23 protein-coding genes are annotated in these 24,323 nt (G+C 71.3%); 10 read left to right on the top strand and 13 right to left on the bottom strand.

Going from position 1 to position 24,323, the window contains the following annotated elements:
• Positions 1-203 precede the first annotated feature (203 nt).
• Both NF681_18400 and NF681_18405 read right to left on the bottom strand, forming a co-directional pair.
• Positions 204-665, bottom strand: a complete 462-nt coding sequence (locus NF681_18400) for a cyclophilin-like fold protein (protein ID UST54210.1) — start codon at positions 663-665, stop codon at positions 204-206.
• Positions 662-1,792 carry an MFS transporter gene (locus NF681_18405; protein ID UST55840.1) on the bottom strand — a complete coding sequence of 377 codons (1,131 nt, stop codon included), beginning with the start codon at positions 1,790-1,792 and terminating at the stop codon, positions 662-664. The genes NF681_18400 and NF681_18405 overlap by 4 nt, the downstream gene beginning before the upstream one ends.
• Before the next feature lie 247 nt (positions 1,793-2,039).
• Here NF681_18405 and NF681_18410 point away from each other — a divergent pair, with 247 nt between their 5' ends.
• Entirely contained in the window at positions 2,040-2,939 is a 900-nt protein-coding gene (locus NF681_18410) for a LysR family transcriptional regulator (protein ID UST54211.1), read from the top strand.
• A gap of 102 nt (positions 2,940-3,041) precedes the next feature.
• Here NF681_18410 and NF681_18415 read toward each other — a convergent pair whose 3' ends face one another.
• Positions 3,042-3,602, bottom strand: coding sequence for an ATP-dependent Clp protease proteolytic subunit (locus NF681_18415; GenBank protein ID UST54212.1), 561 nt, complete (start codon positions 3,600-3,602; stop codon positions 3,042-3,044).
• Between the two features lie 103 nt (positions 3,603-3,705).
• A complete protein-coding gene (locus NF681_18420) occupies positions 3,706-4,542 on the bottom strand; it encodes a M48 family metallopeptidase (protein ID UST54213.1) in 837 nt (278 codons plus the stop codon).
• Positions 4,543-4,726: 184 nt separating this feature from the next.
• Between NF681_18420 and NF681_18425 the strand changes: the two genes are divergently transcribed.
• The 6 genes from NF681_18425 (at position 4,727) to NF681_18450 (ending at position 11,970) form a co-directional block, all read left to right on the top strand.
• Entirely contained in the window at positions 4,727-6,106 is a 1,380-nt protein-coding gene (locus NF681_18425; GenBank protein ID UST54214.1) for an MFS transporter, read from the top strand.
• 82 nt (positions 6,107-6,188) lie between these two features.
• Entirely contained in the window at positions 6,189-7,430 is a 1,242-nt protein-coding gene (locus NF681_18430) for a beta-ketoacyl-[acyl-carrier-protein] synthase family protein (GenBank protein ID UST54215.1), read from the top strand.
• Entirely contained in the window at positions 7,427-8,248 is an 822-nt protein-coding gene (locus NF681_18435) for a beta-ketoacyl synthase chain length factor (GenBank protein UST54216.1), read from the top strand. Before NF681_18430 ends, NF681_18435 begins: the two co-directional genes overlap by 4 nt.
• A gap of 9 nt (positions 8,249-8,257) precedes the next feature.
• Positions 8,258-9,937 (top strand): NAD(P)/FAD-dependent oxidoreductase, encoded by a 1,680-nt coding sequence (locus NF681_18440; protein UST54217.1) that lies wholly within the window; start codon positions 8,258-8,260, stop codon positions 9,935-9,937.
• A 97-nt stretch (positions 9,938-10,034) separates the two neighbouring features.
• Positions 10,035-10,781, top strand: coding sequence for a response regulator transcription factor (locus NF681_18445; protein UST54218.1), 747 nt, complete (start codon positions 10,035-10,037; stop codon positions 10,779-10,781).
• Between the two features lie 4 nt (positions 10,782-10,785).
• Positions 10,786-11,970, top strand: a complete 1,185-nt coding sequence (locus NF681_18450) for an ATP-binding protein (protein ID UST54219.1) — start codon at positions 10,786-10,788, stop codon at positions 11,968-11,970.
• 141 nt (positions 11,971-12,111) lie between these two features.
• Here the strand turns inward: NF681_18450 and NF681_18455 are convergent, their stop codons facing one another.
• The 6 genes from NF681_18455 to NF681_18480 form a co-directional block, all read right to left on the bottom strand.
• Positions 12,112-13,080, bottom strand: a complete 969-nt coding sequence (locus NF681_18455) for a capsular polysaccharide synthesis protein (protein UST54220.1) — start codon at positions 13,078-13,080, stop codon at positions 12,112-12,114.
• Complete coding sequence (locus tag NF681_18460; GenBank protein UST54221.1) at positions 13,068-14,096, bottom strand: glycosyltransferase; 1,029 nt, start codon at positions 14,094-14,096, stop codon at positions 13,068-13,070. The genes NF681_18455 and NF681_18460 overlap by 13 nt, the downstream gene beginning before the upstream one ends.
• Entirely contained in the window at positions 14,093-15,355 is a 1,263-nt protein-coding gene (locus NF681_18465; protein ID UST54222.1) for an O-antigen ligase family protein, read from the bottom strand. The genes NF681_18460 and NF681_18465 overlap by 4 nt, the downstream gene beginning before the upstream one ends.
• A gap of 143 nt (positions 15,356-15,498) precedes the next feature.
• Positions 15,499-16,596, bottom strand: coding sequence for a glycosyltransferase (locus tag NF681_18470; GenBank protein UST54223.1), 1,098 nt, complete (start codon positions 16,594-16,596; stop codon positions 15,499-15,501).
• A gap of 61 nt (positions 16,597-16,657) precedes the next feature.
• Positions 16,658-16,909, bottom strand: coding sequence for a zinc-finger domain-containing protein (locus tag NF681_18475; GenBank protein UST54224.1), 252 nt, complete (start codon positions 16,907-16,909; stop codon positions 16,658-16,660).
• Between the two features lie 5 nt (positions 16,910-16,914).
• Positions 16,915-17,865, bottom strand: a complete 951-nt coding sequence (locus tag NF681_18480; GenBank protein UST54225.1) for a branched-chain amino acid transaminase — start codon at positions 17,863-17,865, stop codon at positions 16,915-16,917.
• A gap of 143 nt (positions 17,866-18,008) precedes the next feature.
• Between NF681_18480 and NF681_18485 the strand changes: the two genes are divergently transcribed.
• Positions 18,009-19,040, top strand: a complete 1,032-nt coding sequence (locus NF681_18485) for a recombination-associated protein RdgC (GenBank protein UST54226.1) — start codon at positions 18,009-18,011, stop codon at positions 19,038-19,040.
• Positions 19,041-19,080: 40 nt separating this feature from the next.
• Here NF681_18485 and NF681_18490 read toward each other — a convergent pair whose 3' ends face one another.
• Both NF681_18490 and radA read right to left on the bottom strand, forming a co-directional pair.
• Positions 19,081-19,488, bottom strand: a complete 408-nt coding sequence (locus NF681_18490) for a glycerate kinase (protein ID UST55841.1) — start codon at positions 19,486-19,488, stop codon at positions 19,081-19,083.
• A 50-nt stretch (positions 19,489-19,538) separates the two neighbouring features.
• Positions 19,539-20,927 carry a DNA repair protein RadA gene (gene radA / locus NF681_18495; protein UST54227.1) on the bottom strand — a complete coding sequence of 463 codons (1,389 nt, stop codon included), beginning with the start codon at positions 20,925-20,927 and terminating at the stop codon, positions 19,539-19,541.
• Positions 20,928-21,088: 161 nt separating this feature from the next.
• On the opposite strand from radA, the gene NF681_18500 reads away from it, so the two are divergent.
• Together NF681_18500 and NF681_18505 are read left to right on the top strand one after the other, a co-directional pair.
• Positions 21,089-22,096, top strand: a complete 1,008-nt coding sequence (locus tag NF681_18500; protein ID UST54228.1) for a Bug family tripartite tricarboxylate transporter substrate binding protein — start codon at positions 21,089-21,091, stop codon at positions 22,094-22,096.
• 13 nt (positions 22,097-22,109) lie between these two features.
• Positions 22,110-23,111 (top strand): 2-dehydropantoate 2-reductase, encoded by a 1,002-nt coding sequence (locus NF681_18505; GenBank protein ID UST54229.1) that lies wholly within the window; start codon positions 22,110-22,112, stop codon positions 23,109-23,111.
• 56 nt (positions 23,112-23,167) lie between these two features.
• Here the strand turns inward: NF681_18505 and alr are convergent, their stop codons facing one another.
• Entirely contained in the window at positions 23,168-24,289 is a 1,122-nt protein-coding gene (gene alr, locus NF681_18510) for an alanine racemase (protein ID UST54230.1), read from the bottom strand.
• Positions 24,290-24,323 lie beyond the last annotated feature (34 nt).

The following is a 24,323-nucleotide window of genomic DNA, read 5'->3' on the forward strand; positions in this document are numbered from 1 at the left end:
AAAATAGGGTTTGCTCATTGTCACTGCCCGGCCCGCCAGCCCTCGCGCCACTTGCGAAAACCAGAAAGCGCGACCCTCGACCGGCCAGATCCACGCTCGCCTTCTGCGCATCGATGTCGTGGCCGATCGTCCACGTCGGAACGATTCTGTCGTCCACGGTGGTCGTGATCTTCTTGCGCACTTCCCTCGATGTCCGACCGCGTTCAGTCCCGCGAGAACCGGACCCGCACGGCGCCCGGGCCGAGCGCCCGCGCCAGGCCGTCCGGATCGTCCACCCGGCCGAGGCGCGTGTACGCGTAGGCGGAGTCGAAGCCCAGGTAGAACAGGACCACCGTGTTCGTCCCGTACAGCATGAGGTCGCCATGGCGGATCGTTCCCGGCCGGCTCGGACGCGCGGGCAGCCCGTCGGGCAGGTCGAACTTCTTCTCGTTGCCGTTGAGATCGGTCATGTCGAGCGTCAGCGGCAGGCGCGCGGCGAAGGCGCGGGCGGCGTCCGTGTCGGCCGGCGTGACGGCCAGGCGTCGCTCGCCGACGGTCATCCACAGGCGCGACTCGGCATGGCCGACCCCGAACGCGAGCAGGCCGGCGCACAGGGCCGCGAGGCGCAGGCGCCATGGCCGGCGCGCGAGGGCCTGCATCGCGGCGGGTGCGCGGCCGGGGGTCATGGGGTGGCCGCGCGGTCCGCGCGCGCCGTCAGGACCACCAGGAACGCGCCGACCAGCAGCAGGCCGGCGCTGACGGCGAAGGTGCTCCGGTGGCCGCCGCCGTCGTACAGCAGCCCGCCCACCGTCGAGCCGATGGCGATGGCGAGCTGGACCACGGCGACCATGAGCCCGCCACCGGCCTCCGCGTCGTGCGGGAGCGTGCGCGCGATCCACAGCCACCAGCCCACCGGCGCGGCGGTGGCCACCAGGCCCCAGACGCCCAGCAGCGCGGTGGTGGCGGCCACCGAGGTGCCGACGGCGATCAGCGCCACCGCGATCGCGGCCATCAGCACCGGAATGATCGTCAGCGTGGGGTAGAAGCCGATCCTCAGGAACCGGCCGATGACCAGGGTGCCCGCCACGCCCGCGACCCCCAGCGTCAGCAGCACCAGCGACAGGGTCGACACGTCCACGCGCGTCACCGTCTCCAGGAAGGGCCGCAGGTAGGTGAACAGGGCGAACTGCCCCATGAAGAAGACGCCCACCGCCAGCATGCCCGTCAGCACCCGGCGGTCCCGCAACAGCGCGAGGACGTTGCCCGAGCCTTTCGCGCGCGGCTGCGCCTTCATCGCCGGCAGGCTGAGCCACTGCCAGGCTAAGGCGATCACCGCGATGGGCACCAGGCACAAGAAGGCGCCGCGCCAACCGACGATCGAGGCCAGGTGGCTGCCCAGCGGCGGCGCCACGACCGTCGCCAGCGCATTGCCGCCGTTGAAGATCGCCAGCGCCCGCGGCACTTGCGAAGGCGGCACGAGCTGCATGGCCGTGGCCGCCGACAGGGACCAGAAGCCGCCGACGACGACACCGATCAGCGCACGCCCGGCCATGTACGTCGGGTAGTCGGGCGCCATCGCGACGATGGCGCCGGAGAGGCACATCGTGGCCGTCAGCGCCAGCAGCAGCGCCTTGCGCTCGACCCTGCGCGCGATCGCCGGGATCGACAGGCTCGCGAGCACCGCGAAGACGCCGGAGATGGCCAGGCCCTGCCCCGCCATGCCTTCGGTGACCCGGAGGTCGGACGCCAGCGGCGTGAGCAGGCTGACCGGCATGAACTCCGAGGCGATCAGCGCGAAGACGCACAGCGTCATGGCGAAGACGCCGCCCCAGTGCGCCGGCCGCGCGTCGGCCGGGTCGTCGAACGCGTCGACGCCGGCGGGTGCGCCCATGGCCCGCGCCGTCATCGGATGCTCGTCCATGCGCAGTGGTCGGTGGTGTTCATCGGGGTTCCCCTTCAGTGCCCGGGAAGTCTGCCGAGCGGCCGGCGAATTGACTAGGTAATGAACGCTTAATACATTCATTAGCCTGGCTGATCAGTGATGCCGGAAGGAAAAGACCATGCCCAGACGCAACCTCAACGACCTGCTGGCCTTCGTGACGGTGGCGCGCGAATGCAGCTTCACCCGGGCGGCCGGCACGCTCGGGGTGACCCAGTCGGCGCTCAGCCAGGCCATCCGCGGACTCGAGGAGCGGCTGGAGATCCGCCTGCTCACGCGCACCACGCGCAGCGTCGCGCCCACCTCGGCCGGCGAACGGCTGATGAAGGCCATCGGCCACCGCTTCGACGAGATCGAGGCCGAGCTCGAGGCGCTGACCGACCTGCGCGACAAGCCCGCCGGCACGGTCCGCATCACCTGCGGCGACAACGTGCTGCACACGGTGCTGCTGCCCCGGCTCGCGCCGCTGCTGCGCGAGTACCCGGACATCAAGCTGGAGTTCGACGTGAACTACGGCTTCCGCGACATCGTGGCCGACCGCTTCGATGCGGGCGTGCGCCTGGGCGACACGATCGACAACGACATGATCGCCGTGCCCATCGGTGCGCCGCTGCGGATGGCGGTGGTGGCGTCGCCCGGCTATTTCGCCGTCCACCCGGTGCCCCGGACACCGGCCGAGCTGACCGCGCACCGGTGCATCAACCAGCGCATGCCGACCTCGGGCGGGCTCTACGTCTGGGACTTCGAGAAGCGCGGGCGCAAGGTCAACGTGCGCGTGGACGGGCCGCTGACCTTCAACACCACGGCGCCGCAGGTGGAGGCGGCCCTGGCGGGGCTGGGCATCGCGCTGCTGCCGGAGGACGAACCGATGCCGCACATCGAATCGGGGCGACTCGTGCGCGTGCTGCACGACTGGTGCCCCCGGTTCGCCGGCTACCACCTGTACTACCCGAGCAAGTGCCAGCCGTCGCCGGCCTTTTCGCTGGTCGCGAAGGCGCTGCGCCTCGGCGGGTCCCGGTGAGCGGCGGGCGCTCCGCGCCGCGATGCCCCGGCGCCTCGATCACCCGTGCCAGCGCCTGCGCCGGCGCGATCTGGCGCCGCTTCGCGTGGTACGGGTGCGGCCTCAGAGAATGCCGGCGATCAGCTTCCTCTTCAGTGCTTCCGCGTCGGAGACATACCAGTCGGACCGGCTGATCCGTTCCATCAGTTCGTCCAGGCCGACGTCCGAGCCCGCGACGAGGAATCCGAAGGCGGTGCGCTCCATCCGCAGGGCGCTCTCGATCTCCGCCAGCGTGTCCTTCACGAGCGCTTCCATGCCGCGCATGGCGCCCTTGAGTTCCAGGGTCTTGTTGAGCCGGCGCTCGTGGATGAGGAGCATGCAGTCCTGGGTCAGGAAGCGCTTCCCGGCCGGAAAGCCCGACATGATGGAGACGCCGGCCGAATAGACGACGGACTTGCCCAGGAAGGCGAGGTCGAGGCCGAGGCGATCACGCGCGATCATGACGTCCGTCGCGATGCGGCGACCGATCTCCGCGTCGCCGCCGGTGGTCGTCAGTTCCAGCAGCATGGGACCGGTGCCGTCGACGGCCGTGGCCATCTGCGCCAGGAATTGGTCGAGCATGTCGTCGTCCACCTTGCCGTGGAGACGGATCGTGGGGTGCTTGAGGAGGTCGTTGGAAATCATGGCGATGCAGGGGGTGAATGGAAGCGATGCGTGGCACTCGGGGCCGCGCGCGACGTCGGCACCCTTCCCGATGGCGGAATGTCGCGAGGGTCGAGCGCGCGGTTCAGCCTCGTCCGGCGGCGGCGCGGTACAGCCCGTCGACCTTGGGCACGTTGGCCTCCAGGATGCGGATGCGATCGCTGCCGCTCGGGTGGGTCGACAGGAAGCCGATGCCGCCCTGGTTCTTGGAGGCGGTGGCCATCTTGCGCCAGAGCGACACCGACGCGCGCGGGTCGTAGCCGGCGCGCGCGGCGAGTTCGAGGCCGACCAGATCGGCGTCGGTCTCGTCGCTGCGGCTGAACTTGAGCGTGATGAGTTCGGTGCCGGCGCGCGCGGCGAGGTTGCCGACCTCGCCCAGGCCGAGGATCTGGGCGCCGAGCGACAGCGCCGCGCCGGTGCCGGCGTTCTTGGCCACGCGCGCGCGGGCGTGCTCGCGCAGGGCGTGGGCCATCTCGTGGCCCATCACCATCGCGACCTCGTCGTCGGTGAGCTTGAGCTGCGCGAGGATGCCGGTGTAGAAGGCGATCTTGCCGCCGGGCAGGCAGAAGGCGTTGATCTGCGGGCTCTCGATCAGGTTGACCTCCCACTTCCACTGCGCGGCGCGCGAGTTCCACTGGGCCGCGAACGGGATCAGACGCGCCGCGATGCCGCGCAGGCGCTGCACCTGCGGCTGGTCGTCCGGCAGCAGCGCGCCCTTGCCCCGGGCCTCGGCCGTCAGCTGGGTGTATTGCTGGGCGCCGGCCTGCTCGATGTCGTCGGCCGGCACGATGTTGCGCGCCACCGAGGACCTGCCCACGCTGACCTGCGCCAGCGCGGGCGCGGCGGCCAGCACGGACGCCGCCCCGCCGGCGGCCAGCAGCAGAAAGGAACGGCGGTCTCGCCAGGGCCCGGACGCGGGCATGCAGTTGGAACACATGCGGGAATAATAAGCAGCCGTCCGAGGGCGGCGCGATCCGGCGCATCCACCGTCCTCGTGCGGGAATGGACGCCGTCGCGGCCGCCGCGCGCCGCCGATCGGGAGCCTTCATCCCCCGCCGCGCCGCCCGGCCACCCCGGTCCCGTCCTTTTTCCAGTCACGCCCGCCCATGTCCTCCCCCTCCCCGGTCGCCGCCGCCGACCCCGTCGCCTCCCCCGCGCCCGCCGCGCCGGTTTCCTGGCGCGAGGCGCTGCGCGTCTACCTGGAGCCGGCCACGCTGCGCATGCTGGCGCTGGGGTTCTCCGCCGGCCTGCCGCTGCTGCTGGTGCTGGGGACGCTGAGCTTCCGCCTGCGCGAGGCCGGCATCGACCGCACCACCATCGGCTACCTGAGCTGGGTCGGCCTGGCGTATGGCTTCAAGTGGGTCTGGGCGCCGCTGGTGGACCGGCTGCCGGTGCCACCCTTGACCACGCTGCTGGGCCAGCGCCGCGGCTGGCTGCTGCTGTCGCAGGGCATGGTGGTGGCGGGCCTGATCGGCATGGCGCTGACCGATCCGGGCGCGGGCGCCGGGCTGGGGCCGATCGTGGGTTTCGCGGTGCTGGTGGCCTTCGGCTCGGCGACGCAGGACATCGCGCTGGACGCCTTCCGCATCGAGTCGGCCGAGACGCGCAAGCAGGCCGCGCTGGCCGCCGCCTACCAGACCGGCTACCGCCTGGCCATGATCTGGGCCGGCGCCGGGGTGCTGTGGATCGCCGCCTGGGCCGAACTCGCCGGTGCCACCGGCTACCAGAACGCCGGCTGGCGCGCCGCCTACCTCGCCATGGCGGCGTCGATGGCCGTCGGCGTGCTGACGGTGCTCGTGTCGGCCGAGCCGGCGCGCCGCGCGCTGCCGCGCGCGCGCAACGCCGCCGCCTGGCTGCACGACGTGCTGGTCGCGCCCTTCGCCGACTTCTTCGGGCGCTACGGCTGGCAGGCCGCGATGATCCTCGCGCTGATCGCCGTCTACCGCATCAGCGACGTGGTGATGGGCATCATGGCCAACCCGTTCTACGTCGACATGGGCTTCACCAAGGAGCAGGTGGCCTCGGTGAGCAAGGTCTTCGGCGTGATCATGACGCTGGTGGGCGCCTTCGTGGGCGGGGTGCTGTCGATGCGCCTGGGCGTGATGCGCGTGCTGATGCTGGGCGCGGTGCTCAGCGCGGCGAGCAACCTGCTGTTCGCGCTGCTGGCCACGCGCGGACACGACGTGACGATGCTGGTGATGGTGGTGTCGGCCGACAACCTCGCCGGCGGCATCGCCTCGGCGGCCTTCATCGCCTACCTCTCCAGCCTGACCAACGTCACCTACTCGGCCACCCAGTACGCCCTGTTCAGCTCGCTGATGCTGCTGCTGCCCAAGTTCATCGCCGGCTATTCGGGCCGCTTCGTCGACGCCTACGGCTACGTGCCGTTCTTCGTCGGCACCGCCGCGCTGGGACTGCCGGTGCTGGTGCTGGTGGCGCTGGCCGCGCGCTCCGGGCGCGGCGGGCGCGGCGGGCGCGGGTCCTGAGGGCGCCCGCCAGCGCGCCAGGTCCATTGCCCCTGCTGTAGGCTGCGGAACTTTCCACGTCCGCCACCCGTCCTCACACACCGTGCCCAACCGAATCACCCCCCTACGGATCAGCGCCTACACCGCCACGTCGGCCGTCGGCATCGGCAAGGCGTCGCTGCTCGCGGCGCTCGAACAGTCGCGCAGCGGCCTGCGCGCCAACGATTTCGTCGACGAGACGTCCGGGCACGCCCCACCGCCGCCGCTGCCGACCTGGATCGGCCGGGTCGACGGCCTGGAGGCGCTGCGCCTGCCCGAGGCGCTCGCCGCCTGGGACTGCCGCAACAACCGGCTGGCCTGGCTGGGCCTGGAGGCCGACGGCTTCCGCGACGCCGTGGCCGCGGCGCGCGAGAAGCACGGTCCCGCGCGCGTCGCCGTGATCCTGGGCACGTCCACCTCGAGCATCGGCGAGACCGAGGCCGCCTACACCCGGCTCGACGCCGAGGGCGCCTTCCCCGCCGACCAGCGCCGCCCCCGCGTGCACACGCCGCACTCGCTGTCGCTGTTCGTGCAGGAGGCGCTGGGCCTGGAGGGCCCCAACGAGACCATCTCCACCGCCTGCTCGTCGAGCGCCAAGGCCTTCGCCTCGGCCGAGCGGCTGATCCGGCTCGGGCTGATCGACGCGGCGGTGGTGGGCGGCGTCGACACGCTGTGCGGCAGCGTGCTCTACGGCTTCAACTCGCTCGAACTGGTGTCCACGCGCCCCTGCCGCCCGTTCGACGCCGAACGCGACGGCATCAGCCTGGGCGAGGCGGCCGGCTTCGCGCTGCTCGAACGCGCGGACGAAGGAGAGGTCGGCGGCACCGACGCCCGGCTGCTGCTGCTGGGCTATGGCGAGGCGAGCGACGCGCACCACATGTCGACCCCGCACCCGCAGGGGCTGGGCGCCGAGCGCGCGCTCGACGACGCCCTGGCGCGCGCGGGCGTGGCACCGGCGGACATCGGCTACATCAACATGCACGGCACGGCCAGCACCAAGAACGACGAGGTCGAGGGCGCGCTGGTCAAGCGCCGCTTTCCCGCCACTACCCACGCCAGCTCCACCAAGGGCTTCACCGGCCACACGCTGGGCGCGGCGGGCATCGTCGAGGCGGTGGTCAGCCTGCTGGCGCTGGAGACCGGTCTCCTGCCCGGCACCATCAACACCACCGCGCTGGACGCCGAGTGCGGCCCGCAGATCCGGCTCGAACCCGCGCGCGCCGACGTGCGTCTGGCGCTGTCGAACTCGTTCGGCTTCGGCGGCAACAACTGCTCCCTCATCTTCGGCAAGGACATCCCGGCATGAGCGCGACCCCGAACCGCACGCCCACGCTCTACATCGAGGGCCCGGCCCTGTGGGCGCCGACCCTGCCGGGCTGGGACATCGCCCGCGCGGCCTTCACCGGCCGGGGCGAGCCGGTCGATCCGCCGGCCAAGCGGCCGTCGCCGCAGGTGCTGGCGCCGGCGGAGCGCCGCCGCGCGCCCGACACCGTGGCGCTGTCGCTGGAGGTGGCGGCGCAGGCCATCGCCGCCTCCGGGCGCGAGGCGCGCGACCTGCCGTGCGTGTTCGCCTCGGCGCACGGCGACCTGGGCATCAACGACTACATGTGCGGGACGCTGGCCAACGACCCGACGCTGCTCTCGCCGATCAAGTTCCACAACTCGGTGCACAACGCCGCCGTGGGCTACTGGACCATCGGCACGGGCTGCATGGCGGCGAGCAACTCGCTCGCGGCCTACGAGTCCACCTTCGCCGCCGCGCTGCTGGAGACCGCCGCGCAGTGCGCCGCCGATGCGCAGGCGGTGCTGCTGGTGGGCTACGACATGCCGGCGGTCGGCGCGCTGGCCTCGGTGACGACCAGCCGCGGCCTGCTGGCCGTGGCGCTGGTGGTCGCGCCCGAGCGCACCGAGCGCACGGTGGCCGCCTTCGACTGGTCGCTCGTGTCCGGCGAGGCGCCGGCCGCCGCGCCGCGTTCGGCCGCCGCGCGGACGCTGGCGGGCAACGCCATGGCCGATGCGCTACCGCTGTTCGAGGCGCTGGCGGACACCGGCGCCTTCCCGGCGACGGTATCGCTGCCGCTGGCGCCCCGCCTTTCGCTGCGGCTGCAACTCCACGGACTCTGAGACGACCCCATGCCGAACGTTTCCCTCTCGCCCGCCCGCCCCGAAGACACCGTCACGCACGACGTGGTCGTCATGGGTGGCGGCCTCGCCGGCCTGACGCTGGCCCTGCAGCTCAAGCGGCAGTTCGGCGACATCGACGTGCTGGTGCTGGAGCGCCGCGCGCACCCGGTGCCGCACGCGACGCACAAGGTGGGCGAGTCGTCGGTCGAGATCGGGGCGCACTACTTCGACACCGTGCTGGGGCTCAAGCCGCACCTGCAGGGCGAGCAGTTGCGCAAGTTCGGCTTCCGCTTCTTCTTCAGCGAAGGCCGGCGCGACATCGACCGCGTGACCGAGGTCGGCGCGAGCCGCTACATGTCGGTGCCCAGCTACCAGATCGACCGCGGCATCTTCGAGAACTACCTCGCCGAGGAAGCCGCGCGGCGCGGCGTGAAGTTCATCGACCATGCGATGGTCCGCCAGCTCGACCTGGCCGGGGACGCCCACACGCCGCACCGCCTGAGCTGGACGCAGGACGGCGCCACGCACGCCATCGAGGCGCGCTGGGTGGTCGACGCCTGCGGGCGCGCCGGCATCATCAAGCGCAAGCTGGGGCTGGCCGAGCCCAACGCGCACGACGTCAACGCCGTGTGGTTCCGCATCGGCGCGCGCATCACGCTGGACGAATGGAGCGACGACGCGCAATGGCGCGCGCGCTGCGAGCCGCAGGCGCGCTGGCTCTCGACCAACCACCTGGTCGGGGCGGGCTACTGGGTGTGGCTGATCCCGCTGGCCTCGGGTTCGCATTCGGTGGGCATCGTGGCCGACCCGAAATACCACCCGCTGGAACACATGGACACGTTCGACAAGGCGATGGACTGGCTCGCGACCTACCAGCCGCGCCTGTTCGACGAACTCGACGGCCAGCGCGAGAACCTCCAGGACTTCGCCTTCTTCCGCAAGTTCTCCTATGGCTGCAAGCAGGTGTTCTCGGGCGACCGCTGGGCGCTCACGGGCGAGGCGGGCCTGTTCCTGGATCCCTTCTACTCGCCGGGCAGCGATTTCATCGCCATCGGCAACACCTACATCTGCGACCTGATCGCGCACGACCGCGCCGGCCATTCGGTGGCCGCGCGCGCCCAGCTCTACGACCAGATCTACCACTCGTTCTACGAGAGCACCCTGGCCCTCTACCAGGACCAGTACGGCCTCTTCGGCGACCCCGAGGTGCTGCCGGTGAAGGTCATCTGGGACTACACCTACTACTGGGCCGTGCTCTCGCGGCTGTTCTTCCACGACCGCCTGACCGACCTCGCCCTGCTGGGCCGCGTGAAGGACGAGATGCTCCAGTGCCAGCACCTCAACGTCGCCGTGCAGGATTTCCTGCGCGACTGGTCGGTCGTGAGCGAGAAGCGCAACCCGGCCGTGATGCTCGACCAGTCGAAGCTGCCGTGGTTCGCCGAACTCAACCGCAGCCTCAACGACACCCTGGACGACGAGGCCTTCGTCGAACGCATGCGCGCGGCGCTCGCGCAGTTGCGGGCCCTCGCCGTCGAACTCCTGGCGCGGGCGCGCGAGACCCATCCCGGCCTCGCCGCCGAGGCGCTCGACGCGTTGCTGGCGCCGACGGACGCGCGCCCGGCGCGGGCCGGCGCCGCCGGATCGCGGCCCATGCTCTTCGGCATGGACGCCATCGCCGAGCCGGCCTGAGCCGTCCGCGGAGTGCCGGGGTGCCCCGGGCGCCCGGCCACGCCGTTTACCCCATCTTTACGGAGCATTCAAGCCGGCTTGCCGGCCGCGACCCATCATGGCCCGCATGAGCACCCCCCAACTCCTGATGATCGAAGACGACGCCCGCCTCGCGCAGATGGTGAGCGAGTACCTGACGCAGTCGGGCTTCGCCTTCGCGCACGCGGCCGACGGCGCGAGCGGCATCGAACAGCTGCAGCAGCGTTCGCCCGACCTGGTCATCCTCGACCTCATGCTGCCCGACATCGACGGCCTGGAGGTGTGCCGCCGCATCCGCGCCCTGCCGGGGGCGCTGTCGCGCGTGGCGATCCTGATGCTGACGGCCAAGGGCGATCCGATGGACCGGATCATCGGCCTGGAGATCGGCGCCGACGACTACCTGCCCAAGCCGTTCGAGCCGCGCGAGCTGCTCGCGCGCATCCGCGCCGTGCTGCGCCGGCGCGGCGAGGGCGGCCTGCATGGCGGCAACGCCACCGACGCGGCCGCCGCCGAGAACCTGCTGATGCGCTTCGGCTCGCTGGAGATCGACCGCAACAGCCGCACCGTGACGGTCGCGGGCACGCCGGCCGAACTCACCTCCTACCAGTTCGACCTGCTGGTGGCGATGGCCGAGCGCGCCGGCCGCGTTCTCACGCGCGACCAGATCATGGAGGCCGTGCGCGGGCGCGAGCTGGAGGCCTTCGACCGTTCGATCGACGTCCACATGGGCCGCATCCGCGCGGCCATCGAGGCCGATGCCAAGAACCCCAAGCGCATCCTGACCGTGCGCGGCGTGGGCTATGTCTTCGCCAGGCAGCAGGATTGAGCCCGTGGTCGGGCTCTTCACGCGGCACCTGTACGTGCGCATCTGGCTGGCGGTGCTCGCCGGCGTGGCGGTGGTCGCGCTGGCGGCGGGCTGGGCCTGGCAGATCGCCGACGAGCAGCGCGCCGCGCCGCTGCCGCGCGAGGTGGTCCTGCGCGACGCGCAGGACCGCGTGATCGGCACCGGCGCGTCGCTGCGCACCAGCCGGCCGGGCGAGCCGCTGGAATTCACCATCACGCTCAAGGACGGGCAGGTCTTCCAGATGCAGTTCGGCCCGCGCCCCGACCGTGGCGGCGGGCCGCCGCCGTGGGTGCGCCCGCAGACCGGCTTCCTCTGGCTCATGGGGCTGGTCGGCCTGGCCGTGGCGATCGGGCTGTTCCCGATCGTGCGGCGCCTCACGCAGCGCCTGGAGACCCTGCAGCGCGGCGTGCAGCGCTGGGGCGAGGGCGACCTCGCCGCGCGCGTGCCCGAGGACGGCCAGGACGAGGTCGCCGACCTCGCGCGCCGCTTCAACGCCGCCGCCGCGCGCATCGAGACCCTGGTGCGCTCGCACAAGTCGCTGCTGGCCAACGCCTCCCACGAACTGCGCTCGCCGCTCACGCGCATCCGCATGGGACTGGAACTGATGGGCGGCGGGCGGCCCCATCCCGGCGCGCGCGAGGAGATCGCGCGCAACATCGGCGAACTCGACCAGCTCATCGACGAGATCCTGCTGTCGAGCCGGCTCGACGCCCACGAGGCCGACATGGGCACGGTCGAGGGGGTGGACCTGACCGGACTGGCCGCCGAGGAGTGCGCCCGCATGGACGCCGAACTGGAGGTGACCGAGGGCACCGACAACGCCGCGCTCACGGTGGACGGCGTGCCGCGCCTGCTGCGCCGCGCCATCCGCAATCTGCTGGAGAACGCGCGGCGCTACGGCGCGGGCGACATCTCCGTGCGGCTCGACGCCGCCGGGGGCTTCGCGCGCATCCACGTCGACGATCGCGGCCCCGGCGTGCCGGCCGCCCTGCGCGAGCGCATCTTCGAGCCCTTCTACCGCCTGCCCGGCGCCAGCGAGCGCGAGGGCGGGGTCGGCCTGGGGCTGGCGCTGGTCAAGTCGATCGTCGAGCGCCACGGCGGCACGGTCGCCTGCGAGGACCGCCCCGGCGGCGGCGCGAGCTTCGTGATCGCGCTGCCGCGTCCGATCTGAGGCCGCCACGCGGCGCCATCCACACCCACCCAAACCGACAAAGTCCCCTGCCAGAAACATCTTGGAACCGGCTCTGCCGGGCCACCGGTGTTGCCCCTGCGAGAGGGTTGGCGAGGCGCGCGAAGACTGGGGCGGTTTTGGTCACTCCCCCAGGTAGCGGCCCACGATGCTGTCGGGCAGGAAGCATCCTCGCGACAGGTAGTCGTCGAGCCGCTTGCGGTCGGGACTGCGCAGCTTGACCAGCGGCGGCAACGCGCCGCGGATGCGGGAGAACATCAGCCGCAGCTTCAGCGGCGTGCGGCGCCACCGTCCGAGCACGTGATAGAAGTACGGCCCCGCCTCGGCCTCGGCCAAGTGCAGGCGATAGCGTCCTCCGGCGCGCAGGATGCGCTGGAGGGCCAGGTGCATGCTCAGATACGACGGCATGTCGATGCGCTGCACCAGCGCGTCGTACAGCCCCAGCGCCTGCAGGTGGCCCACGTAGCCTTCGCCGCTGCGGGGGATCACCTCGGTGGTGAATTCGTGCTGCAGGTCGTTGATGAAGGGGCTGTTCGGGGGCGCTGCCATGAACCAGTTCTCGACCACCGGCCAGGCCGGATCGGCGGTGTAGAGCGCCAGCCGGTAGCCAATGAAGTCGCTTCGTGAAGCCCGTTGCAACGCCAGTACCCAGTCCAGCGGCTGCGTGAGGATGATGCTGGCATCCAGCCAGATGCCGCCATGACGCCGCAGCACTTCGAGCCGCAGCCAGTCCGCGCGCCGCGTGGGCGACTGCGCGGCGAGGGCCGGCGGCCATTCGATGCCATGAACCGCCGCGCTCCGGTCGTCGAGCACCCGGATATCGAAGCCCGGGTTCAACAGCCGCCACCGCGCGACGCAGCGCCGCACCACAAGGGGCGGCTCGGCACCCGTCCAATAGGTCCAGACGAGCGCGGGGATGTCGCGCCCGTTGGGGCGGGCATCATCGCCGAACACGTGCGACGCGAACGCGGGCTCCGGCGCGATCTCCAGGGATCGCCGCCGCAGCGCGTAATAACGACGCAGCCAGCCCGCCAGCCAGAGTTCGCCGTAATGCCGCAGGCGCCGCAGGCGTGGGTTGCTCAGGCCCGCCATGGGGCGAAGCCTCGATGGAACCGAAGGCAGCGCAGCCACCAGCCGCGCTGGAGGTAGACGCGCTCGAGCTGGCGCGGCGACAGGGGCGAGAATTCGCGGAAATCCTGGCGGACGCGCTCGGCGACGCTGGCGGCAGCGTCGTGCGAGCGGAGGAAGCGCATGGCGCCGATCAGATTGCGCGCGCTCTGGTGGGCCATGGCCAGGCGAACACGTGCATCGTCACGGCAGACGCCATCGCCAGACGCGAGCGCCCGGGCCAGGCCGTCCAGGGCACGCGACTGGTCCAGGCACTTCCGCAGGGTCATGGTGCCCAGGATGCTGTCACCACGCTGGCGGTAAGCCACCCACGGGCGGGGCTGGTAGTAGAAACTGTCCGCGCGAAGCGCCAGCAGGGGCATGGTGGCCATGTCCTCGAAAAAGCGCCCCGGCGGAAAACGCAGATCGTCGGCCCAGAGCGTGCGCCGGCCGATCTTCGACCACGCATGCAACTGGCCGGTCATGAGCATGCCAGCCAGTGCCGCGCAGCAATCGCGCGAGGGTTGCCTCGCCGGGCCGTCGAAGGTCCGGCAATGCAGCTCTCCACGCAGGCGGTGCTTGAGTCGGGTGCGCTCGCGCCACACGCGGAAGTCGCACAGGACGAGGTCCGGGGCATGGCGCTCGACGATGTCGCACAGTTCGGCGAGCGCCCCGGGCAGCAGCTTGTCGTCGGCGTCGAGGAACCAGAGGTAGTCGCCCGACGCGGCATCGATCAGGGTGTTGCGCGCGGCGCTCAACCCGCGGTTGCGTTCATGCCGCAGCACGCGCAGGCGCCCATCGAAGCGTGCCGCGAGCCCGAGCAGCAGGGCATGCGATGCGTCGGTGGAACGATCGTCCAGGGCGATGACCTCGACGCCCTCGCCAGCTTGTCGCATCACGGAATCAATGCATTCCTCCAGGTAGCAGGCCACGTCGTACACCGGAATCAGGATGCTGACCCACGGCGTCCTCGCGACGGCGCGGGCCTCCGGTGCCGTCATGGGGGCACGGGCCGTTCGGCCGGCCACCCACGCCCGTCGTCACGCTCGACGCCGACGAGCGCCGACCAGTTCACGATCACCGCGAACAGGTAGAACATGATGCCGCTGTTGTGCGCGAAGAAGACCTGCGTCAGGCCGAAGCCGATGTAGAGCACCGGGATGGCCAGGCCGCTCAGGCGCAGGGCCAGGATCTGGTCGCGCTTGGCGGTGTCGGCATGCCGGGCCAGGCGCCCGCGTGTCGGCCAGAACATGAAGACCGGAATCGCATAGAAGGACAGGAGCGCGAGCAGCCCGATCACGCCGCGCTTGACGAGCACGTCCAGCACCTCGTTGTGGACGAACTTGTACTCGACGATGGCCGGGTGGTATTTGCCCGCGGCGGCGCGTTCGGCCTTCTGTTCCATGTACGGCGCGAATCCCCAGCCCAGCAGCGGCTTCTCCTTGATCATGTCGACGGCGAAGCGCCAGTGCTCCATGCGCTGCCCGACTGAACTGCTCGCGTCGCGCGCGGTGTCGTAGGTCTGCACTTCCTGCTCCATGATGTGAAAGCGCTGGGCCACCACCTGGTAGTTCATCACACCGACCAGCGCGATCAGCGCGGCCAGGCCGGCCATGGCCTTGAGGACCGCCCGCCGGTCGATCCGGTAGAGCAGCAGCAGCCCAACCGGAATGGCCAGCAGCAGTGCTAGCCAGCCGCCCCGGGACTGCGACAGGACGGAGCCGTGCAGGCCCGCCAGCACCGCGACCCCCGCCAGCAGCTTGCCCCGCCCGTCGAGGCGCTTGCGCATGCAGAGGGCCTGCACCAGCAGCATCACCGCCATGAGCAGCGCGAGGTTGCCCCACTGGATGGCGTTGGTGTGCTTGGTCGGGAAACCCGAGGCCCGCGGCGCGCCCTCGACGTGCACCTGCCACAGGGCCACGGCGCCAGCGCCCAGGCAGCCCGCGACCAGTCCCCAGTAGAACAATCTGGGGCGCGGCGGATGGACGGTGGCGAACAGGAGGCAGATCGCGCCCGCCACGAACTTGGCGGGCCGGTCCCATTGGCCGGCGCGCTCCGAGGGGTCGGCGATCGACATCCAGAGCACGGCCATCGCGAGCATGGACGCGAACATCAGCCAGGTGACACGGTCGTGGGGGGACCTGATCCACTTGTGCACCGAGGCGATCGCCGCGATAAAAAGCAGCGCCGCACCGTAGGAGTAGCCGGACTGCAGGACCAACGCCACGCCCGGCAGCAGGAAGGCGGCCCCCGTGCTCACGGATCGAAGGCCCGGAATGTGCTTCGTCGGGGAAAGGAAATGACTCATCGATTGGCCCGAGGCGAGCAGAAAACGGCAATGGTATCGCCTGCCCATGCACCGGTTCGCCACGTGCCGGTTGCAGGCGCGGCGGCGGGACGCGGCTACGACGTCGCTGGCGGCAGCCCGGCATGCACGCCGCGCAGCAGGGTCTCGTAGCGCGCGTGCATTCGCGAGACGTCGAATTCGAGTTCCGCCTGCTTGCGGGCCGCGCGACCCAGGGCCTCGGCATGGCCGGGTTGCGTGAGCAGGGTTTCGAGCGCCTCGGCCAACGCCTGGACGTCGCCCTCGGGCACCAGCAGGCCGGTGCGGCCATGGGCGATCACCTCGCGCACGCCCACCACGTCGCTGCCGATACAGGCGCAGCCGGCAGCCATGGCCTCTAGCAACGCGAGCGGCATGCCCTCGTAATGGGTGGCGAGCACGAAGATGCGATGCTGCGCCAGCAGCGCGGGCATGTCGGCCACCTGGCCCAGGAAGCGCACCTGCGCATCCAGACCGAGCTGGTGGACCAACCCCTGCATCGCCTTGCGCTGGCGCTGCTTGCCGCCGCCGGCCAACGCCAGGGGCGGCGCGAGGCCTCCGGACCCCAGCAGCGCCAGCGCGCGCACCAGGGTCGCGTGGTCTTTCTGGCGGCCGAAGCGGGAGGCCATGAGGATGGCGTTCTCACGTGCCTGCCACGGCAGTGCCGGTACGGCGTGAATGCGCGCCAGGTCGACGCCGTTGGGAATGGCGATGCAGCGCTCCGCCGGAAAGCCGAGCTCCAGCAGGTGGTCCCGCACTCCCAGTGAGACCCCGACCGTCGCTGCCGAGCGGCGGGCGAGCCACAGCGCCTGAGCGAGCCGCCAGCGGGTGTAGCGCTCGCGCGAGTTGTGCTCGACATGCACCAGGTGCGGCACGCCGGCCAGCAGGCCCGCGTAGCGTCCCCACAGATGCTCGCTGAAGCCATGCGCGACGAGGATGTCCGGCCGCCAAGCGCGGGCCAGGCTGCGCAGCGTCCAGATGGTGGCCGCGTGCGACCAGCCCGGGACGACGCGCACGTCGAGCCCTTCGTCGCGCAGCGCGGCCACCCGGTCCGGATCGGTGCTCGGCTTGCGCCGCAGGACCAGCACCGTGTCCATGGCCTGAGCGCGACGGGCGGCGCGGCAGAGGTCGACCGCCACTTGGTTGGCACCGGAGAAGCCTCCGGTGACGAAATGCATCACGCGCACCGGATCTCGCAGAAGAGGACGGCGAAGGGTGCGCGCGATTGGTGCGCCGACTTCAATGACCGTGGCCGAAGGACTCGCCGGCCTTCAGGCGATAGACGGTGCCGCAGTAGGAGCAGCGTGCCTCGCCCGTGCGGGCGATGTCGAGGTAGACCTTGGGATGCGTGTTCCAGAGCTTCATGTCGGCCAGGGGGCTCGGGCAGAAGACGAGACCCTGGTGGTTGAGGTCGCTGGCGCGCACCTCGACGACGGCGACGGGCTTGGCGTTGCTGGCGCTGGCCGCCGAGATAGGGGGGAGGTTGCTCATGATGTTCAGACCTTCGCGAGCCAGTGGGCGTACTTGGGATTCCTGCCGTTGACGATGTCGAAGAAGGCGCTCTGCACCTTCTCGGTCACCGGTCCGCGCGAGCCGCCGTCGCCGCGGTTGCCGATCTCCACGCGGTCGAGTTCGCGGATCGGCGTGACCTCGGCGGCGGTGCCGGTGAAGAAGGCTTCGTCGGCGATGTAGACCTCGTCGCGCGTGATTCGTTTCTGCACCACCTCGATGCCGAGGTCCTTGGCGATGTGCAGGATGGTGTTGCGCGTGATGCCGTTGAGGGCGCCGGCCGACAGGTCGGGCGTGTAGATGGTGTCGCCCTTGACGATGAAGACGTTCTCGCCCGCGCCCTCGGAGACGAACCCGCTGGCGTCGAGCAGCAGCGCCTCGTCGTAGCCGTCGTCCAGCGCTTCCATGTTGGCCAGGATCGAGTTGCTGTAGTTGCTCACGGCCTTGGCCTGCGTCATCGTGATGTTGACGTGGTGGCGCGTGTAGCTGGAGGTCTTCACGCGGATGCCGCGCTTCAGGCCTTCCTCGCCGAGGTAGGCGCCCCAGGCCCAGGCCGCGACCATCGCGTGGATGGTGTTGCCGCGCGGGCTGACGCCCAGCTTCTCGGAGCCGATCCACACCAGTGGGCGCAGGTAGCAGCTCTCCAGGTGGTTCTCGCGCACGACCTGCTTCTGCGCCTCCATCAGTTCCTCGCGCGTGAAGGGCAGCTTCATGCGCAGGATCTTGGCGCTGTTGAACAGGCGCTCGGTGTGCTCCTCCAGGCGGAAGATGGCGGTGCCGTCGACCGTCTTGTAGGCCCGCACGCCCTCGAAGGCGCCGCAGCCGTAGTGCAGCGTGTGGCTGAGGACATGGATCTTGGCGTCGCGCCACTCCACGAGTTGGCCATCCATCCAGATCTTGCCGTCGCGGTCGTCCAGCGAGGGGGGGAGCACGCTCATTTCTTGTCCTTTGGGGGGAGGGCGACGGGGCGTCGCAAAGCCCGCGATTTTACGGCGGGCGTGCGCCGACGCGCTGGCGACGGGCCGCACGGGCGCGACGACAATGACCCGTTTCGTTCATCGCCAGATAAAGGTTGCATCCCGTGTCCGTATTCAAGAACGTCATCGTCTATCGCATCGAGGCGCCCTGGTCGCAGTCGCTCTCGGAAGCCGAGGAGGCGCTCGCGGCCCAGCGCTTCGTGCCCTGCACGCCGTCGCAGGAGAAGTCCGCCGGCTGGGTCGGCCCGCGCGGCGACGAGCACGGCCTGCTGATCGAGTCGGTGGGCGGCCAGTGGATCCTGGAGTTCATGGTCGAGTCCAAGACCCTGCCGGGCTCGGTGGTGCGCCGCAAGGTCGACGAGCGCTGCGCGCAGATCGAGGCCACCACCGGCCGCAAGCCCGGCAAGAAGGAGAAGAAGGAGCTCAAGGAGGACATCACCCACGAGCTGCTGCCGATGGCCTTCACGCGCCACGCGCGCATCGCGGTCTGGATCGACCCCGCCGAGCGCCGGCTGGTCGTCAACGTCGCCAACGCGGCGCGCGCCGACGAGGTCGTGACCAGCCTGGTCAAGGCGTTCGAGGGCTTCGCGGTGACGCAGATCAACACGCTGGTCGAACCGGCCGCCGCGATGGCGAACTGGCTCTCGACGCAGGAGCCGCCGGCGGGTTTCACCATCGACCGCGAGTGCGAGCTGCGCGCCACGGACGAGTCGAAGTCGGTCGTGCGCTATGCCAAGCACGCCCTGGACATCGAGGAGGTGCGCCAGCACATCGCCGCCGGCAAGCGGCCCACGCGCCTGGCCATGACCTGGGACGACCGCGTGTCCTTCGAGCTGACCGAGGGCATGCAGATCCGCAAGATCGCCTTCCTGGAGAGCACCGACCGCGCGGCGGACGGCAAGAAGGAGGACAACTTCGACGCCGACGCGGCCATCGCCACCGGCGAGCTCGGCCAGCTGGTGCCGGAGCTGCTGGAGGCGCTCGGCGGCGAGGCGGCGCTGGGCCTGTCGGCGGCCGACCTGCCGTCGGTGGCGAAGGATGCGAACGACACGATCGGCGCTCCGGCCAAGGCCGCGGCGACCGGCCCGGCGGCACCGACGGACGCGGCGACCGAAGCGGAAGACGCGCCGTTCTGAGCCGTCCGGGCCGGTGCAGCGACCGGCCGGTGGGCGCGTGTCAGTCGGTCGTCCCGGGCCGCACCAGCGTCCACTCGCGCAGCTTGCCGCCTGCGAACACGCCGTCGACATGCGACTCGCCGCCGTCCTTCCAGCGGTAGGTCTCGGGCTGCGTGTCCGGGGGCGAGCGCAGTTCGCCGAGCGAGCGCGTCATCGCCACCACGTGCAGCAGGGTCATGCCCGGCTTGAGCTTGGCGTTGAGCATCACGGCGCTGGCGACGTAGCCGATCGGCCGGCTCGAGGCGCGCTTGAGCACGGTCATCGTGCGCGTGAAATGCAGCAGCAGGAACATCACGATGCCGCCGGCGACCACCGCCACGCCGGGCCAGCCGTACTGGCGCCAGGCGAAGCCGAGCACGACCAGACCCACGACCGGAACGAAGACTTTCTGAAGATTCATGGCGCGCATTGTCGGTGCGCCATGGCGCGCGCCGATGAGGGATGACCACATGCCGAGGCTCAGGACTGCAGCCGCCGCACCACCTCCATCGCCTCCTCCACGCGCTCGACGGCATGGATCTCCAGCCCCTCGACCGGCTTCTTCGGCGCGTTCGCCTTGGGCACCACGGCGACGCTGAAGCCGAGCTTGGCGGCCTCCTTCAGCCGCTCCTGGCCGCGCGGCGCGGGCCGCACCTCGCCGGCCAGGCCGACCTCGCCGAAGGCGATGAAGCCCTTGGGCAGCGGCTTGCCGCGCAGGCTCGACGTGATCGACAGCATCACCGCCAGATCGGCCGCCGGCTCGGTGATGCGCACGCCGCCCACCGCGTTGACGAACACGTCCTGGTCCATGCACGCGATGCCGGCGTGGCGGTGCAGCACGGCCAGCAGCATCGCCAGGCGGTCGCGGTCCAGGCCCACCGACAGGCGCCGAGGGCTCGGCCCGCCGCTGTCGACCAGCGCCTGGACCTCCACCAGCATCGGCCGCGTGCCCTCCAGCGTGACCAGCACGACGCTGCCGGGCACCGGCTCGGCGTGCTGGCTCAGGAAGATCGCGCTCGGGTTGGCCACGCCCTTCAGGCCGCGTTCGGTCATGGCGAAGACGCCGATCTCGTTGACCGCGCCGAAGCGGTTCTTGATGGCGCGCACGAGGCGGAAGCTCGAGTGCGTGTCGCCCTCGAAGTACAGCACCGTGTCGACCATGTGCTCCAGCACGCGCGGGCCGGCCAGGGCGCCCTCCTTGGTCACGTGGCCCACCAGCACGATCGCCGTGCCGCTGGCCTTCGCGAAGCGCGTGAGGTGCGCCGCGCACTCGCGCACCTGCGCCACCGAGCCGGGCGCGGAGGTGAGCTGGTCGGAGTAGACGGTCTGGATCGAGTCGATCACCGCGATGGCCGGGCGGTTGGCGTCCAGCGTGGCGATGATCTTCTCCAGCTGGATCTCCGGCAGCACCTGGACCTGCGAGTGCTCCAGCCCGAGCCGCCGCGAGCGCAATGCGACCTGCGCGCCGCTCTCCTCGCCGGTGACGTAGAGGGCGTTCTGTCCGGCGCGCTGCAGCGCGTCGACCGCCTGCAGCAGCAGCGTGGACTTGCCGATGCCCGGGTCGCCGCCGATGAGCGTCACGCCCCCGGGCACGATGCCGCCGCCGAGCACGCGGTCGAGTTCGTCGATGCCCGTGGGCGTGCGGTCGACGTCGCTGGCCTGGATCTCCGAGAGCACCGCGATCTCGCTGGTGCCGGCCAGCGCCGCGAACGGCGCGCTGAAGCGGTTGTTGGCCGGCCCGCCCCCGGCGGCCTGGGCCACCTGCTCGACGAGGGTGTTCCAGGCGCCGCAATGCGGGCACTTGCCCAGCCATTTCGCGCTCGTGCCGCCGCAGGTGCTGCAGACGTAGTTGGTTTTTTCCTTGGCCATCGGGGGAGTGTAGGGAGGCACGAAGACCGGCGCCGGGTCGCGCCGGGGTATGCCGCCGCAGCAAGGCAGACGTGGCGTAAACGTGGGGGCGGCCCCACGCGGCTTGCCGGAAAATCCGTGCCATCCACCGATTCCAACCATCCCGACGGAGACACCCCCCCATGACCTTCACCCGCCGCCAACTGCTGCAGACCACCGGGGCCGGTGGCGCCGCCGCCCTGCTCGCCGGCATCGGCCGGACGGCGTTCGCCCAGACGCCGAACGCGCACATCGAGACCGCCTCCATCATCACCGGCTTCGCCGCCGGCGGCACCTCCGACAACATCTGCCGGCGCATCGCCCTCAAGCTGGCGCCCGACTTCGCCAAGACGGTCGTGGTGGAGAACCGCACCGGCGCCGGCGGCCAGATCGCCATCGGCTACGTCAAGGGCCGCCCGGCCGACGGCACGGCGATCCTGCAGACGCCGACCTCGATGCTCACGATCTATCCGCACATCTACAAGAAGCTGCCCTACGACTTCGCCACCGACCTGACGCCGGTCTCGCTGGGCTGCTCGTTCGACTTCGGCTTCGCGGTCGGACCGTCGGTGCCCGCGAGCGTGAAGACCGTGCCGGACTTCCTGGCCTGGGCCAAGGCGAACCCGACGGGCGCCAACTTCGGCTCGCCGGCCGCGGGCTCGACGCCGCACTTCATCGGCGCGCTGCTGGGCAAGGGCGCCGGCGTCGAACTCAAGCACGCGGCCTACCGCGGCACGCAGCCGGCCATGCTCGACCTGCTGGGGGGCAACGTCTCGGCCGTCTCCGGGCCCGTGGGCGACATCACCCAGCACCTGGCCAGCGGCAAGGTGCGCATCCTGGGCGTCTCGGGCGAGAAGCGCAGCCGCTTCGCGCCGGACGTGCCGACCTTCGGCGAGCAGGGCATCCCCGACATGGCGCACAGCGAGTGGTTCGCCTTCTTCCTGCCGGCCAAGGCATCGCCCGAACTGGTCGCGCGCCTGAACGCGTCGATGCGCGCCGCGCTGGCCTCGAAGGACGTGATCGACGGCCTGGGCACCTTCGGCCTGGAGGCGATGTCGTCCTCGCCCGAGGAGCTCATGGCGCTGCTGAAGAAGGACACGGCCAAGTGGGGCCCGATCGTGAAGAAGGTCGGCTTCACCGCCGAGGCGTGACCGGGGCGCGCGCATGAAGGCCTGCATCTACGGCGCCGGCGCCATCGGCGGCTGGATCGGCGCGGCGCTGGCGCGCGCGGGCGTGACGCCGAGCGTGGTCGCGCGCGGGGCGACGCTCGGGGCGCTGCGCCACGAAGGGCTCTCGCTGGTGCGCGGCGCGCCCGGCGGCACGGACGAGGACGGGACGCGCGAGCGTTTCGCCGTCGAGGCGGTGGACGATCCGGCCGCGCTCGGCGTGCAGGACCTGGTCGTGGTCGCGGTGAAGGCCCCGGCGCTCGCGGGCGTGGCCGAGCGCATCGCGCCGCTGCTGGGCACCGACACCGTGGTGTTGACGGCCATGAACGGCGTGCCCTGGTGGTTCCTCGACGGCGGCTTCGGCGGCGCGCTGGCCGGCACGCGGCTGGCGGCGGTCGACCCCGACGGCGCCATCGCGGCGGCGATCCCCGCGCGCCACGTGGTCGGCGGCGTGGTGCACGCGAGCTGCTCGCTCGACGCGCCGGGCGTGGTGCGACACCACTTCGGCAACGGCCTGCTGCTGGGCGAACCTTCGGGCGAGGCGACGCCGCGCGTGCGCGACCTCGCGGCGCTGCTGGCGCGCGGCGGCATCGAGGCACGCGTCTCCCCGCAGATCCAGAAGGACGTCTGGTTCAAGCTCTGGGGCAACATGACCGTCAACCCGGTCAGCGCCCTCACCGGCGCCACCACCGACCTCATCATGGACGACGCGCTGGTGCGCGGCTTCATCTCCGCGGTGATGCGGGAGGCGCGCGAGATCGGCGCGCGCATCGGTCTGCCGATCGCCGACAGCCCGGAGGACCGCCACGCCGTGACGCGCCGGCTCGGTGCCTTCAAGACCTCGATGCTGCAGGACGTGGAGGCCGGCCGCGCGGTCGAACTCGACGCGCTGGTGGGCGCGGTGCGCGAACTCGGCCGGCTCACGGACGTCGCGACGCCGTTCACCGACGCGCTGTTCGGGCTCGCCCGGCTGCAGGCCCGGCAGCGCGGGCTGTACTGACCGGGCCCGCGGGCCGACGCCGGGCGACGTCCCGGCCGCGCCGCCGGCGCGCGCGCTCAGTCGTCCACGGCCACCGGCACGCGCGGCGCCACCGCGCACATCAGTTCGTAACCGACCGTGCCGGCCGCCCGCGCCACCTCGTCGATGCACAGCACGGTGCCGTCGGCGGCACGGCCCCACAGCGTGACCTCGCTGCCGATGCCCGGCGCCCGCGCCGCGCCGGCGCCGCCGCGCGCGCGCAGCACGGGTTCGAGGTCGATCGTCACCATGTCCATGCTCACGCGCCCGACCACCCGCGTGCGCACGCCGTCGACCAGCACCGGCGTCCCGGTGGGCGCGTGACGCGGGTAGCCGTCCGCGTAGCCGATCGCGGCGACGCCGAGGGTCATCGCCGCGTCGGCGACGAAGTTCGACCCGTAGCCGACCGTCGCGCCGGGCGCGAGCGACTGCACGCCGATGAGCCTCGTCGCGAGCGTCATGCCGGGGCGCAGCCGCCAGTGGGCGGCGTCGTGCTCGGGATGGTCGGGCGCGCTGCCGTAGAGCACGATGCCCGGGCGCACCCAGTCGGCGCGCGTGCGCTCGGCATGGCGCAGCACGGCGGCGCTGTTGGCCAGCGAGCGTTCGCCCGGCAGGTCCTGCGTGACCCGCTCGAAGGTGGACAGCGCCGCATCGATGCCACGCTCGCCGTCGGCGTCGCTGAAGTGCGTCATCAGCGAGATCTCGTCGACCTGGGGCAGGGCGTTCAGGCGTGTCCAGGCGGCGCGGTAGCGCTCGGGCGCGAAGCCCAGGCGGTTCATGCCGGAATTCATCTTCAGGAACACCCGGTGCGGCACCTGCGTCTTGTGCGCGGCCAGCATGTCGATCTGCGCGTCGGAGTGCACCGTGTGCCACAGGCCCAGGCGCGAGCAGAGTTCGAGGTCGCGCGGTTCGAAGACGCCCTCGAGCAGCAGCACCGGCCCGCGCCAGCCCAGAGCGCGCACGCGCTCGGCCTCGCCCAGGTCGAGCAGCGCGAAGCCGTCGGCGGCCCGCAGGCCGTCGAACGCGCGCTCGATGCCGTGGCCGTAAGCGTCGGCCTTGACCACCGCCCACACGCGCGCGTCGAGCGCGAAACGGCGCACGCACGCGAGGTTGTGGCGCAAGGCATCGCGATGAACGGTGGCGAGGATGGGACGGGGCACGGGCGGACGACCTTTTCACGGAGATGGCGAGACC

Source organism: Comamonadaceae bacterium OTU4NAUVB1, from assembly GCA_024372625.1.
GTDB lineage: Bacteria > Pseudomonadota > Gammaproteobacteria > Burkholderiales > Burkholderiaceae_C > Variovorax.